Source organism: Acinetobacter sp. CIP 64.7, from assembly GCF_000369745.1.
In the GTDB taxonomy this organism is placed as follows: Bacteria; Pseudomonadota; Gammaproteobacteria; order Pseudomonadales; family Moraxellaceae; genus Acinetobacter; species Acinetobacter fasciculus.
On record NZ_KB850178.1, the window covers coordinates 512,908 to 526,802 of the forward strand.

General features: G+C 41.6%; 12 protein-coding genes and 1 tRNA gene. 7 read left to right on the forward strand and 6 right to left on the reverse strand.

Annotated elements, in window-relative coordinates; genetic code table 11:
- Positions 1–140: 140 nt before the first annotated feature.
- The gene (locus F890_RS04685) at positions 141–3,236 is read right to left on the reverse strand and encodes a multidrug efflux RND transporter permease subunit (protein ID WP_005265855.1); all 3,096 of its coding nucleotides are present in this window, start codon (positions 3,234–3,236) and stop codon (positions 141–143) included.
- A gap of 257 nt (positions 3,237–3,493) precedes the next feature.
- Entirely contained in the window at positions 3,494–5,095 is a 1,602-nt protein-coding gene (locus tag F890_RS04690) for an isocitrate lyase (RefSeq protein ID WP_004280550.1), read from the reverse strand.
- A 661-nt stretch (positions 5,096–5,756) separates the two neighbouring features.
- Between F890_RS04690 and F890_RS04695 the strand changes: the two genes are divergently transcribed.
- From F890_RS04695 to F890_RS04710, 4 genes are all read left to right on the forward strand, one after another.
- Positions 5,757–6,746, forward strand: coding sequence for a LysR family transcriptional regulator (locus tag F890_RS04695; RefSeq protein ID WP_004280551.1), 990 nt, complete (start codon positions 5,757–5,759; stop codon positions 6,744–6,746).
- A 127-nt stretch (positions 6,747–6,873) separates the two neighbouring features.
- On the forward strand, positions 6,874–8,196 hold the full coding sequence (locus F890_RS04700; protein ID WP_005265856.1) for a polyamine export protein PaeA: 1,323 nt from the start codon (positions 6,874–6,876) through the stop codon (positions 8,194–8,196).
- Positions 8,197–8,311: 115 nt separating this feature from the next.
- Positions 8,312–9,073, forward strand: a complete 762-nt coding sequence (locus tag F890_RS04705) for an IS5-like element ISAba31 family transposase (RefSeq protein WP_005265857.1) — start codon at positions 8,312–8,314, stop codon at positions 9,071–9,073.
- 44 nt (positions 9,074–9,117) lie between these two features.
- Complete coding sequence (locus tag F890_RS04710; protein ID WP_005265859.1) at positions 9,118–9,396, forward strand: hypothetical protein; 279 nt, start codon at positions 9,118–9,120, stop codon at positions 9,394–9,396.
- A gap of 39 nt (positions 9,397–9,435) precedes the next feature.
- On the opposite strand, the gene F890_RS04715 is transcribed toward F890_RS04710, so the two are convergent.
- A complete protein-coding gene (locus F890_RS04715; protein WP_005265860.1) occupies positions 9,436–9,942 on the reverse strand; it encodes a hypothetical protein in 507 nt (168 codons plus the stop codon).
- 174 nt (positions 9,943–10,116) lie between these two features.
- On the opposite strand from F890_RS04715, the gene F890_RS04720 reads away from it, so the two are divergent.
- The 3 genes from F890_RS04720 to F890_RS04730 all read left to right on the forward strand — a co-directional run bounded on the left by F890_RS04720 (position 10,117) and on the right by F890_RS04730 (position 11,879).
- Complete coding sequence (locus F890_RS04720; protein WP_004645749.1) at positions 10,117–10,845, forward strand: hypothetical protein; 729 nt, start codon at positions 10,117–10,119, stop codon at positions 10,843–10,845.
- Between the two features lie 170 nt (positions 10,846–11,015).
- Positions 11,016–11,101 (forward strand) — tRNA-Leu (locus F890_RS04725).
- A gap of 91 nt (positions 11,102–11,192) precedes the next feature.
- Positions 11,193–11,879, forward strand: coding sequence for a hypothetical protein (locus tag F890_RS04730; protein ID WP_005265861.1), 687 nt, complete (start codon positions 11,193–11,195; stop codon positions 11,877–11,879).
- 30 nt (positions 11,880–11,909) lie between these two features.
- Here the strand turns inward: F890_RS04730 and F890_RS04735 are convergent, their stop codons facing one another.
- The 3 genes from F890_RS04735 to F890_RS04745 form a co-directional block, all read right to left on the reverse strand.
- Positions 11,910–12,224: a DUF5713 family protein gene (locus F890_RS04735; RefSeq protein WP_005265862.1), complete on the reverse strand. Its 315-nt coding sequence runs from the start codon at positions 12,222–12,224 to the stop codon at positions 11,910–11,912.
- 108 nt (positions 12,225–12,332) lie between these two features.
- Positions 12,333–13,184, reverse strand: a complete 852-nt coding sequence (gene folP / locus F890_RS04740) for a dihydropteroate synthase (protein WP_005265863.1) — start codon at positions 13,182–13,184, stop codon at positions 12,333–12,335.
- 78 nt (positions 13,185–13,262) lie between these two features.
- A complete protein-coding gene (locus tag F890_RS04745) occupies positions 13,263–13,877 on the reverse strand; it encodes a GNAT family N-acetyltransferase (RefSeq protein WP_017397637.1) in 615 nt (204 codons plus the stop codon).
- Between the last annotated feature and the right edge of the window lie 18 nt (positions 13,878–13,895).

The following is a 13,895-nucleotide window of genomic DNA, read 5'->3' on the forward strand; positions in this document are numbered from 1 at the left end:
ACACATTCTTGTATGAATAGATGATTTTTATAGCAATTTTCACACCATGCTGAAAACGCAACCAGTCATTGGACGAGTTTTGGCGATAAAAAAATCCCCGTATAAACGGGGATTTTTCAGCTCTAGAGTTTTCCTTTATTTTAAGCACGCGATTTTTTGATGATGAGTCGACGAATTAAAACATACATAAATGGAATAAAAATCAGCACCAGCAATGTTCCAAAAATGACACCACCAAATACACTCACGCCAATTTCCTGACGACTCACCGCACCAGCGCCTGTAGCAAAGACCAGCGGTAAAATCCCTGCGCCAAAGGCCAAAGAAGTCATCAAAATTGGACGTAGACGTAAAGACGCACCTTCTAGTGCGGCTTCTACTACCGATTTACCTTGTTGCTGCGCTAATGAAGCAAATTCCACAATCAGAATGGCATTCTTACAGGACAGACCAATGGTAGTCAGCAAGGCAATCTGGAAATAGATATCATTCGGGAAACCAGCCAGATAACTGAAAATAATATTGCCGCCAATCCCGAGTGGAATAGCTGACATCACGGCGGTTGGAATGCTCCAGCTTTCATATAAAGCCGCCAGACAAAGAAAAATAAAACCAATTGAAATCAGATACAGCCAGATCGCCTGATTATTGGACTGTTTTTCCTCGAAAGAAAGACCGCTCCAGACCACATCCACCCCTTCCTGCTCGGCAATTAAAGCTTCCACATCTTGCATGGCCTGGCCGGAACTGCTGTCTTTGGCCCGATCGGCTTCCATTTGCAATGCGGTATACCCCATAAAGCGGTTGACCACTTCAGGACCACCACTCCAGCCCACTTGCGAGAAGTTACTGAAAGGCACCATCTGATTTTGGTCATTTCGTACATGCCACTGTGCCAGATCTTCCGGCTTAGAGCGGAATTCAGCATCACCCTGCATAATCACCCGTTTAATCCGACCACGATCAATAAAGTCATTGATATAACTGCCGCCCCAAGCACTGGATAAAGTACTGTTGATTGCCGATTGAGTCAGGCCGTTGGCCATGGCCTGTTTCTGATCAATATTGACACGTAGTTCTGCTTTGTCAGGATTAGAACGCTTGCCCAGATTTTCAAAGCTTGTATAGTTGCCCGCCCGAGCTTCCAGCGCTTTAAATTGCTGTTCCAGATATTGCCGGCCATTGCCATTGATATCTCGAATCCAGAAATCCAGACCATCGGTTTGTCCCAGACCATTGACTGAAGCTGGCATGGACACGTTAATTTGTGCATTGCGATTACTTTGAAAATGCTTCAAGGCCCGTTCACGAATCGCTTGTGCAGTATTGTCCTGACCGGAACGCTCATCCCAATGTTTCAACGCTACAAAACCGGTCGCGAGGTTCTGACCAGTTCCAGAGAAATTTCGCCCATAACGGATCATCACCAGATTGACATTAGCTTGTTCCTGATCCAGAAAATACTTACGGACTTCTTCACCGATCTGAATGGTATTTTTCATCGGAGCGCCTTCCTGCAATTTGATTTGCAAGCTTAAGATCCCCTGATCCTCACTCGGCAAGAAACTGGTCGGCAAAGCACGATAGAACAGCGCAAACACACCGATCAATCCAGCAAACAATAGTAGACAAATCGCCTGACGCTGAATCGTGAGTTTAGACAAATTCAGATAACGATGTTTTAAATGATCCAGTTTCTGGTTAAACCAGGATGCCCATTTTGCCGGTTTAGGATTCGGTTTTAGAATAAGCGCGCACAATGCTGGGGTTAGAATCAATGCCACCATTAAGGACAGCGACATGGCCGCAACCAAAGTGATAGAAAATTGGCGATAGATCACGCCAGTCGAACCACCAAAGAAAGCCATCGGAATAAAGACTGCGGTCAAAACCAAAGTAATCCCGATCAGTGCTCCACTAATTTCCTGCATGGATTCCAGGGCCGCGTCCTTGGCAGACAGTTGCTTTTCATGCATCAACCGTTCGACGTTTTCCACCACAACAATCGCATCATCCACCAACAGGCCGATCGCCAGAACCAGCGCAAATAAGGTTAAGGTGTTGATACTCATACCCAGTGCATACAGCACCGCCATCGTACCCAAAATCACCACTGGAACAGTCACGGTAGGAATCAAAGTGGCACGCCAGTTCTGCAAGAAAATGAACATCACAATGATGACCAAGATCACGGCTTCGATCAGGGTTTTGATCACTTCTTTAATTGATTCTTGTACAAAAGGCGTATTGTCACGTGGGTAAGCAATTTTATAGCCTTCAGGCAATTGCTGGGAAATACGGGCAATTTCAGCCTTAATCAGATTAGAGGTGGCAATGGCATTGGCCCCTGAGGCCAGTGAAATACCCAGACCTGCTGATGGATAACCATTATTGGTACTATAAGACTGATAATTTTCAGCACCCAGTTCTACCCGCGCAATATCTTTCAAATAAATAAAGCTGCCGGCACGATCCGATTTGACAATAATATTCTGGAATTCTTCTACAGTTTTTAGCCGTGAACCCGAAGTAACTTTGGCATTCAGGTATTGCTCGTCTATGGCTGGAAGATCACCAATCGCACCAGCAGCGACCTGAGTATTCTGGGCTTCAATCGCAGCACGCACATCACTTGGCATCAGGTTATATTGTTTTAATTTTGCCGGATTCAGCCAGATCCGCATCGCATATTGTGAACCAAAAACATCCACCTCACCAATGCCTTCAATCCGGGAAATGTCCTGTTCCAGATGGGTCATCAGATAGTCGGAAAGTTCAATATTGTTGCTGCGCCCCGACTCATCATACAGGCTGATCACCATATGGGTATCACCGAGCGATTTAAAGACATTAACGCCTTGGCGTTGTACATCTTCCGGTAATCGGTTTAGTACCCCATTAATCGCATTTTGTACCTGAACCTGTGCAGTATCTGGGTTGGTGCCATTTTCAAAGCTAATACTGACCCGGCTGCGCCCTGAAGAATCACTACTCGAACTGAAATACAGCAGATGATCAATGCCTTTGATTTGCTGTTCCAGCACTTGAGTCACACTTTCTTCCACAGTTTCTGCAGAAGCACCGCTATAAGTTGCTGCCACCGTTATCCTTGGCGGGGCAATGTCCGGATAACGTTCCACTGGCAGGTTCATCACTGCGAACAAGCCGATTGCCATGACAACAATCGCCAGTACCCCAGCGAAGATCGGGCGGTGGATAAAAAATTTAGACAGCATAAGTCCGGGTCACTTTTAATTAAATAGGGGTAAATTGATGCAGAACATAAGCATGCTATATCCAAATATTCAGTGACATAGCACTAGAATGCAAGAATTAAACACATAAAAACTGCGATAAAAACCAATCATGGAGAAATTATGGATAATCCCTCTTGAGCATATTCTTGAGATTGCTCTTCCCTATTTATTAATAGCATTTTTCCAAACAAAAAACCCTGCATCTGCAGGGTTTTTTGGTGAATCAATTGAGCGGATTAAGCGCTGAACTGGTTCATTGTGTTTTTAGAATCATCACCAGCTTTCAATGCATTGTCACCAGCGAAGATTTCTTTGTGGTCATCACCGATGTCAGAACCAGCCATTGCTTGGTGTTTAACACATGCGATACCGCCGCGGATTTCTTTACGTTGTACGCCAGCAACATAAGCCAACATACCTTCAGTACCGAAGTAACCTTGAGCAAGCTCATGAGTAGAAAGTGCAGCTGTGTGGTAAGTCGGAAGTGTGATCAAGTGATGGAACACACCCGCTTCACGAGCAGCGTCAGCTTGGAATGTACGAACTTTTTCGTCAGCTTCAGCAGCCAGTTCAGTTGCATCGTACTCAGCGCTCATTAACTTAGCACGGTCGTAAGCAGAAACGTCTTTACCTTCAGCAACCCAACGGTCATACGCTTGTTGACGGAAGTTTAAAGTCCAGTTGAACGAAGGCGAGTTGTTATAAACAAGTTTCGCATTTGGAACTGTTTCACGTACACGGTTAACCATGTGAGCGATTTCAGCAACGTTAGGCGTCGCAGTTTCGATCCAAAGCAAGTCAGCACCGTTTTGTAGGCTAGTTACACAGTCAAGTACAACGCGGTCGATTTGCGTGCCTTCACGGAACTGGTATAGACCAGAAGCAAGACGTTTAGGACGGTGAAGTTTACCATCACGCTTGATCAGAATTTCGTCTTCTTGCGCTTCTGAAATGTCGATTTCAGTTGTGTCTAAGTAGCTAATGTATTGAGAAGCGATGTCGCCTGGCTCTTTAACCACTGGGATTTTTTGAGTCAAGTCAGCGCCTTCAGAGTCAGTACGTGCAACGATGATACCGTCATCAAGACCCATTTCTAGGAATGCATAGCGAAGAGCGTGGATTTTCGCGATGAAGTCTTCGTGTGGAACTGTTACTTTACCAGCTTGGTGACCACATTGTTTCGCATCAGAAACCTGGTTTTCGATTTGTAGTGCACAAGCACCCGCTTCGATCATTTTCTTAGCAAGTAAGTAAGTCGCTTCTTCGTTACCGAAACCAGCGTCGATGTCTGCAATAATTGGCACAACGTGAGTTTGGAAGTTGTCGATTTGTGAAGTGATTTCAGCTGCTTTAGCAGTGTCGCCCGCTTCTTGTGCTTTTTTAAGTGCACGGAACAAGTCGTTTAATTCTTTCGCGTCAGCTTGACGTAAGAATGTGTAGATTTCTTCGATCAATGCAGGAACAGACGTTTTTTCGTGCATAGATTGGTCAGGAAGTGGACCGAATTCTGAACGAAGCGCTGCAACCATCCAACCAGAAAGGTAGATGTAGCGACGTTCAGTTGTACCGAAGTATTTTTTGTTCGCAATCATTTTTTGTTGCGCGATGAAACCGTGCCAGCAACCTAGTGATTGAGTGTATTTGCTAGAGTCTGCATCATAAGCAGCCATATCACGACGCATAATTGCCGCTGTATATTTCGCAATGTCTAAACCAGTTTTGAAACGGTTTTGAAGTTGCATACGCGCAGCATCTTCAGGACTGATGTCTGCCCAAGTGTTACCGAATTTCGCTTTTAATTCGCGGATTGCATCAATCGCTGTTTGGTATGTAGTCATGATATATTCCTGTAATAATATTAGGATTTTTCTGCAACGAACCGCTCAAATCACACCCTCAATGACTTGTTCAGATTTTCGACGATCCGTTGGGATAGCTAAAGATTAGTGGGCTTATGAAAATTAATCCAATAGTCTGCAAGAATCTTCAGTATTTATTTAAAAAATGAGTAGATCAAAGTCTTATTACAATCTTGATAGATTAAATTAAGATTATGTTTTATATATATTTATTTAAAAATAAAAATGGATAAAATTTCCACATGTTGCTTAAAAATAATTCATTAGACTTAAGTCTGGATATGGGGTTTATGCCCTTTTATCTTTAAAAAATACTGATCTTTGATGATTTATTCAACTTGATGAATTCTCGATTTAGTGTACTTTTCACTCAAATACTGAACGTAAGAACAGCCTTTCTCATGTTCTTTTAAAGCGAAAAGATGGTTTTCATTTCCCTCTATAAAAAGGCTAAATGATATTCTATTTAACGTGCATCTTTTCTCTTATGTACACTTTGAATAATGGAGCTTAAGCCTGTGTTAATTTTGTAAACTTTATCAGTGAGCACATGGCTTTTTTTCATCGACGCTTTACACAAGGCCCGGCAATTATGGCATAATCTTCATAATTTCTTGTATTTATTCTCGGTATTTCTTTTATGAATCTGGAGCGGGTCGATCTCAATCTATTAATTTATCTTGATGTACTTCTTCGCGAAAAAAATGTCACACGTGCAGCAGAACAACTGGGCGTTACCCAGCCTGCCATGAGTAACATCTTACGCCGATTACGCAATTTATTTAATGATCCCCTCCTGATTCGTTCTTCTGAAGGCATGACACCCACTGAACGTGCCTTAGAATTGCAGCCCCGCATTCGAGATGCGCTCGCTGATCTGTCGATGATCCTGGAACCACGTACCGAGTTCCGTCCATATACCTCAAATCGTGTCTTCCGGATCATGACCTCGGATTATGCAGAAGCCACGCTGGTTCCACGTCTGGTTAAAGCCCTACGTTCAGAAGCACCGAACGTGGTATTAGACTTCCTGACGCCAAGTGACGTGTCATATCGTGACATGGAACAAGGCAAGGTCGATCTGGCAATCAACCGTTTTAATGAAATCCCGCAAAGTTTTCATCAGGTTTTGGTCTGGCGTGACAGCTTTTCTTGCCTTTTAAATAACAAGCATCCTGCCGCAAGCAACTTAAACCTTAAAAGTTACCTGGATGCACAGCATATCTGGGTTTCCAAAACCGGTATGGGTGTTGGCTTCGGGGTAAATCCTGAAAAACAGGCCGGTTTAGGCTGGATCGATCAGGCTTTAGAACGTATTGGCCAGAAACGTAAAATCTCAGTCTTTACCCGTCACTATCAAATGCCGGGATTATTGGCTGCCAATGTCGATCTGGTCGCAACACTGCCTTCACGCATTGCACGTTTGCAAGCCAAGAATCACAATTTAATTCTCAAAGATCCGCCGTTTTATATTCCTGAATTTGAATTGAAAATGGCATGGTGTCCTTTATTGCATCATCATCCGGCGCATCGCTGGTTACGTCAGCTGATTTTATATGTCGCCCGCCAGATGATTGAAGAAGAAAACCGTGAATTCCTGAGCAATAATTCTCAATTTTCACATTATTAAACTCAAAATCTTCTAAATTCTTATTTTTTAAGATTATACTTTGAAGACTTGAGAGGTAGTTTTTACACCTCAAGTCTTTTTTTGTGTTAAAAATATCCCAAGATACTATTCATCCACAGGTGGATTTGTGAGCCTCTTACAAAATATCGTGATTATCTTAATACTCATCGCGGGGGCCGGTTTTTTATCTTTAACAGAAATCGCCCTCGCAGGTGCCCGTAAAGTCAAACTCAAAATTCTGGCTGAATCGGGTGAACATCGCGCTCAAAAAGTTTTAGATCTACAAGAAAATTCTGCTGACTTCTTCGCAGCCTCTCAAATCGGTTTAAATGCAGTCGCTATTCTCGGCGGTATTTTAGGTGAAGGCGCTTTCCGTCCTTATATTTTTAATTTTGTTTCCCGCTTTTACCAAGGTCCTTGGACTGAAAATATCAGCTTTGTGCTTTCTTTTACTGTCGTTACTTCTTTATTTATTTTATTTGCAGATTTAATGCCGAAGCGTCTGGCCATGATTGCGCCAGAAAAGATCGCAGTCTCAGTCATCGAGCCAATTCAGATTTTCATTAAAGTCTGCAAACCTTTGGCCTGGTTTATCAATGCCATTGCTAACATGCTGTTCCGTCTGTTTAAAGTGAATACCATCCGTGATGACAATATTACTTTTGATGATATTTCCGCAGTGATGGATGCCGGTGCACAGGCCGGTGTACTACAAAAACAGGAACATCATTTCATTGAAAATGTATTCGAGCTTGAAGAGCGTAACGTTCCTTCGAGTATGACTACCCGTGAAAATGTGGTGTTCTTTACCTTAAATGAACCGGAAGTAAGTATTCGGCAAAAGCTGGCGGAATATCCCTATTCCAAGTTTCTGGTGTGTAGTAATGACATCGACAGTGTGATTGGCTATGTCGATGCCAAAGATATTCTGGTGCGTATTTTGAATAACCAGTCGCTGCTGCAGCTCAATGAAAATACCATCCGTAATGTGTTGACCATTCCGGATACTTTGACCTTATCGGAAGTTCTGGATCGTTTCCGCTCTACCAAGGAAAAGTTTGCCGTTGTCATTAATGAATATGCGCTGGTCGTTGGGGTGATTACCCTTTCCGATATTATGATTACCGTGATGGGTGACTGGGTGACGCCTATTGAAGCCGATCAGCAAATTATTAAACGAGATAATAATTCCTGGTTGATTGAAGGCAGTACACCGATTGAAGACATCAAGCATGCGCTTGAAATTGATGAGATGCCTGATGATGAAAACTATGAAACCATCGCTGGCTTCATGATGTATAAATTACGCAAGATTCCACGTCCTGCAGATGCAGTGATATTTGGTGCTTATAAGTTTGAAGTGGTGGACGTCGATCACTTTAAAATTGACCAGTTACTGGTGACCCGCCTAATCGAAACCAATTCAGTTATTCAAGAAGAATCAGATTAATCTGGTTCTTCTTTTTAGCCCTCTATTCAAAAAATTAGGGTGTGTTGACACTTTTAGCTTAAAAAAATAGCGAAGTAGTAAAATCAAATCGCCAAACCCAATTTTACTATTCGCTATGCCTCGTACCATGCTGACAGATCAACACTGGCAAAAGTTGAAAGTTATTCTGCGTAATTTATCCATTCACCACAACTCAAATTTACGCAATTTTATTGAAGCTATTCTCTATAGAATTAGAACAGGCTGTCCGTGGCGAGATATTCCTTCTTGTTTTGGTCATTCAAACTCTATTTTCAAACGTTTTAATCGTTGGTCAAGCAGCGGTAAGTTACTTAGATTATTCAAATTACTAGCCTCATGCCCCGATATGGAGTGGATTTTTATTGATGGCTCTCATGTACGTGCTCATCAACATTCTGCCGGTATAGCGAATCAATCTATTTCTAAAAGTGTAGGAGGAAACTCCTCAAAAATACATTTGATTGTTGATGCACATGGCAATCCTATTGATTTCATGATTACCGATGGAACCACACATGATGTTAAAGTTGCACCTGATTTAATATCAACATTAGATTTAAAAGAGACAAAAGTGGTATGTGCAGATAAAGGCTATGATTCAGAACCACTGCGTGAACAGATCAGGAAAACAGGGACTAAAGCGAATATACCAAAGAAAACAAATAGCCAATCGAACAATGATCATATGGACTGGTATTTATATAAAATCAGGAATTTAGTTGAAAATATGTTTTGTAGATTAAAGCAATTTAGAGGAATAGCTACTCGATATGACAAGCTCAAAAGAAATTATCAAAGTTCTGTTGCTTTAGCCTGTATATTTTTATGGCTACCTAGGGTTAATTATGAACAGTAAATGTCAACAGACCCTATTCTAATAAAAAAATCATAAGGTGAGTGATGAATATTTCTGCATTATTGGCATGTCTGTTTTTTTATTCAGCCCTGTATTTATTTTACTTCTTTTTTGCCAAACAGCAGAATCTCCTGCTTTTACTGGCAGCCATCATTCTGATGGTTTTAACGGTTTTCATTATTCCCTCCTCGCATGAACGTCGTCGTCAAGGTTTCGACTCGACCTTGAGGTTTGGAGAGTATTTTTATTGGCCCTTGATCATCTGGTGGCGTTTATTTATTTTGCCCATCAGCTGGCTGATTGCACTGATGTATCGCGATTAAAAAAAGCACCCCAAGGTGCTTTTTAAAACTATTTATAATTTAGACTTTCGCTAATAAAGCCTCAAGAACGGCTTGATAGTGAATCTGGATATCATCTTCTAAAATTTTATAAGCATTATCGAATTGCACCATTGGCCAGCCCTCTTTCCAGAACGGAAAAATATTGTGCAGGTCATGGGTGACAATGGCATCTTCACGCACAATTGCTTGGGCAATTTGTGACAGTACCTGTGCAGTTTCAGCACCATCAATCGCCATATAATCGATACCGCGCGCTTTTAAAATACGGATTCGGTCTTTTTTATAACGGATTTTTTTGATTTGTGCTGCATTCAGCCCCAAAGCCAAAGATACCGCTTCGACAAACTTGTCTTCAAATGACTGATTCAATGCTACTAAGGCTGCTTTATGCGCTTCCTGACGACCAGCTTTACCACCCTGACGAATTGCTGCTTGCGCCTCAGTATTTAGCTCATCCTTTTTCATACTTTGCAGGATGTCTAAAATTTCGATGTCGCTTAACGCCTGAGGAGATTGATCAGTCATAAACTGTCCTTAAAAAAATAAATCTTGAATCGGCTATTTTCGCATAATTCGTCGCTAAAAAACTAAAATCTTCATGATTAAAACAGTGCTACGTTCTGAAACTGCATTTCTTCTGCGATTTTGCGCAAAATCGACTATAGTGCTTCATCTATATATTAAATTAATCTCTGGATGATGCCCACTACGCAAGTGACTTTGTTGCTACAGCAACTTAAGCGCCAATATCCGACTGCATTTAAAGGAAATTACCTGTTTTACAGTCAGATTAAAATCCGTGGAATCTGGGGTAAAGCCAAGCTTTTAATTCCTTGGGCCTTGGCCGCCATGATTTTTGTTCCCATCAGTTTGATGTTAGGAGATTTCGTACAGCAATCTTTTGTGCAAATCAGCGAATTTCAGGCGCAGAGTTATGCCATGTTGGCCATTCTACTGTTCCTGATGTTGAGTCTCACCTTGATTCTGTACCAGATTCAGCATTCTTCTTATTCGCTGTATCAATTATTACGGCATACCCCGATCAAGATGGCTATTGTGATTCTGATGCAAGCCTTAAATCTGGTCTTTATACAAAGCAGTTTGCTGATGTGGAGCTTATTCTTCTTTGGCGTGAGCTTTGGTTTTGTGCGCTTTTATCGAGAAAATTTATTCAAGGAAAATAGTAAAAATACTGAGCACTATCAGCTACAACAATTACGTAAAATCTGTTTTTGGGCTTATAAACAAACCTGCCTGATCCGACTAAAATTACGTTTTTATTCAAGCCATGATCCTCGGTATGCCGAACTAAAACAGCAATTAAATCACTATGCCGGGTTATATACGCGGCTGCTGAAATATGAGCATCAATATTGTAAAACGATCAAGCATCTAGATGTCGACAGCTATCTGGATGAAAATTCATAGTTCTCTCTATCCTTTTTCATTGGCCATCTTAAAGATCTGCAAATATTGAATTTTAAAAAACGTTGATTTGCTGATTTTTAGAATAGAAGCCACGGAATTGCTTGAAAAGAAAGCAATCATTTCGGAATTTGCTTGCCAAGCTTTATTTCGTCCTCTATTATTGCGCACATGCCCGAGTGGTGAAATCGGTAGACACAGGGGATTTAAAATCCCCCGCCCACAAAGCGTGCCAGTTCGAGTCTGGCCTCGGGCACCATTTTAATCTTTATTAAAATGGTGCAATAAAAAATCCAGCATTAGGCTGGTTTTTTTGTGCCTGCATTTTATTCTTTTAACGCGAAATCCCCATGTCAGAATTAAAACACTTCGATCTCGCTACATTACAATTACGTCATCCAGACGCTTTTTTCCTGAAGCTGCGTTATAGCCGCTTTAAATTTAATGCCCTGCAAAATATCCAGTTTGTTATCGCGATTAATTTACTGTCCCTTCTGGTCTGTGTAGCCTGTAGTATCAGCTCCGTATTTCTGGAATATTATTTTTTTAAAAACGCCACGATCGCCTTTAATGTCACCTTAATTGTGTTGATGGCACTACTGTATCCCTATATCTGGTATGCGCAATATCAGGCACAATTTAGTTCCAAAGCCTATAGTCAGCGTTTGCAAAACTGTCTCTATCTGCAAATTCCAATTTTTCTATGTTTGCTGCTTAACCTTTATCTGATTCATTCGGATGTGCTGATCATTATCAGCATGATCTTTTTAGCGATTTCCTCCTTTGGGGTGGTCATCCTGGAACCTTTATTTAAAAGTTCCTGTAGCGCAATTGATCAGATCAGGTTGCAGAAACTCCGGCAACTGGCTTTTTGGGCTTATCAACAATCCAGATCAAAAACACCGCAACAGATTCAAGGTCAGTCAGATCTGCAGGCTTATTACCAGAATCTGTATCAGCAATGCATGAATGAAGAGCAACAATTACTAGGCTCGATTCGCTTTAATAACTTTAAAGATTATTTCAATAGACAATAAAAAACCCTGCATCTGCAGGGTTTTCTTAAATCACCATTCACGATTGGTAATTAGCTCTTCCATTTCAATATCGAACAGACCTTGTTCTTGCACCACCATCATCATGGCTTCGGCAATATAATCTGCAGCACTATCATCCAGAGATGAATCCAGATCTTCAAACTGAGGTTTCATGACATTAATATCAGCCACAGTCAGATTGGCAAGCTGATAAATTTCTTGATCTGACAAACCTGATTTAGCAACTTTTTGGGCAAAACGTTCGATGTGCTGCTTGATTTCAGCAACCAGAATATCGGGATAATATTCATCATCGAACATGGGGAGAAGTAAATCTGCAAACATTACAGGCACTCTAAAGGATGACTATCTAATCTAAGCGTGCCTATATAGCATATTGTTGCTCAAAAGCCAAACAACATTGCCAATGTAGGGATTTCCCAGCCTCGCTTTCTAAGCCATTTGCATAGCCTGCCAGATTTTAATCGCATCGGCTGTAGCCTTAACATCATGTGCCCGTACCATACATGCACCCTGCTGAATGCTCAGTAAATGCGCTGTTGCCGAACCCACTGCACGCTCTTGCGGCTCTGCACCATCTAGAACTGTCCCGATAAAGCGTTTACGAGATAAAGCAGACAGAATCGGATAGCCCATTTCGGTCAGTTTATAAAATTCGTTCAATAGCTTTAAATTTTGCTGGGCATTTTTGGCGAAACCAAAACCCGGATCAATCATGATATTTTTTGCTTTTACTCCAACATCCAAGGCATCCTGAACACGTTGGGATAACTCGCGAATCACATCAGCAGTGACGTCCTCATATTGATCCAGATTGTTCATGGTGGTTGGTTCACCGCGCATATGCATGATGATGACCGGAATATTCAGCTCTGCTGCAGTCTGCAATGCATTTGGTCGAGTCAAAGCACGGACATCATTCCAGATATGCGCTCCCGCCTCTACCGCTGCGCGTATGACTTCAGGTTGCGACGTATCAATCGAGAGAATGACCTTATGTTTAGCCAGTTCTTCCACCACAGGCACTACGCGGCGAATTTCTTCTTCCACTTCTACCACTGCGGCACCTGGACGGGTCGATTCACCGCCAATATCTATTACGGTTGCTCCTTCGGCCATCATTTCCAGTGCGCGGGCGACTGCATCTTCTTTTTGATTATGCCGACCACCATCACTAAAAGAGTCTGGGGTGACATTAAGAATCCCCATCACATGCGGCTGGGATAAGTCCAATTTTAAATCACCAAATGTCCATACATGTGGTAACAAAGGCATCAGCTGCATGATTCAATACTCACTCAAAATAACCCCGATATTGTCTTATGGATCGCCGAATAAAGCAAAACTGAATAAGACTAGGACCTAGATTTCGAAGTAATTGTTTCGGGAATATTTCATCAGTTTAGATTGTAATAATACTTTCGTATATGCCCATTCACTTTCTAAAATACTATAGATATAGCTATCTCGAATAGTCTGTCCATCTTTACGTAGCATATGACACCTGATAATGTCATCTCGTTTGGCACCTAATGCCTCAATCGCTTTTTGGCTGGGAAGATTCAAATGATCAGTTCGAAAGCCGACCACCTGAGCATTTAAATTTTCAAAAGCATGTCTTAACAAAAGATATTTACAAACGCGATTTACATAAGCTCTGTGATAGCGCTTGGCATACCAGGTATAACCAATTTCAAAACGTGGAATTTCCGCTTTAATATCATGATAACTGGTGGTTCCAATTGCTTGGCCGGAGTTTAAATCAATTACGGCAAAAACCATTCTTTCACCTTGAGCCTGTTGTTCGAAAGCTTGAGAAAAATATTTTTTTAAGTTATGCAGATAAGGCACCGAATTATATAAAATCTTACATAAATTTTCTTCAGCGCATGCAACCACTAAATCAGAAAAATGTTCCCAGCTCAACGGTTCAAGACGAAGCTGGTAAACACTGGATTCCAGAACAGGCATATTCATTTTTGTTTTTCTTATTCA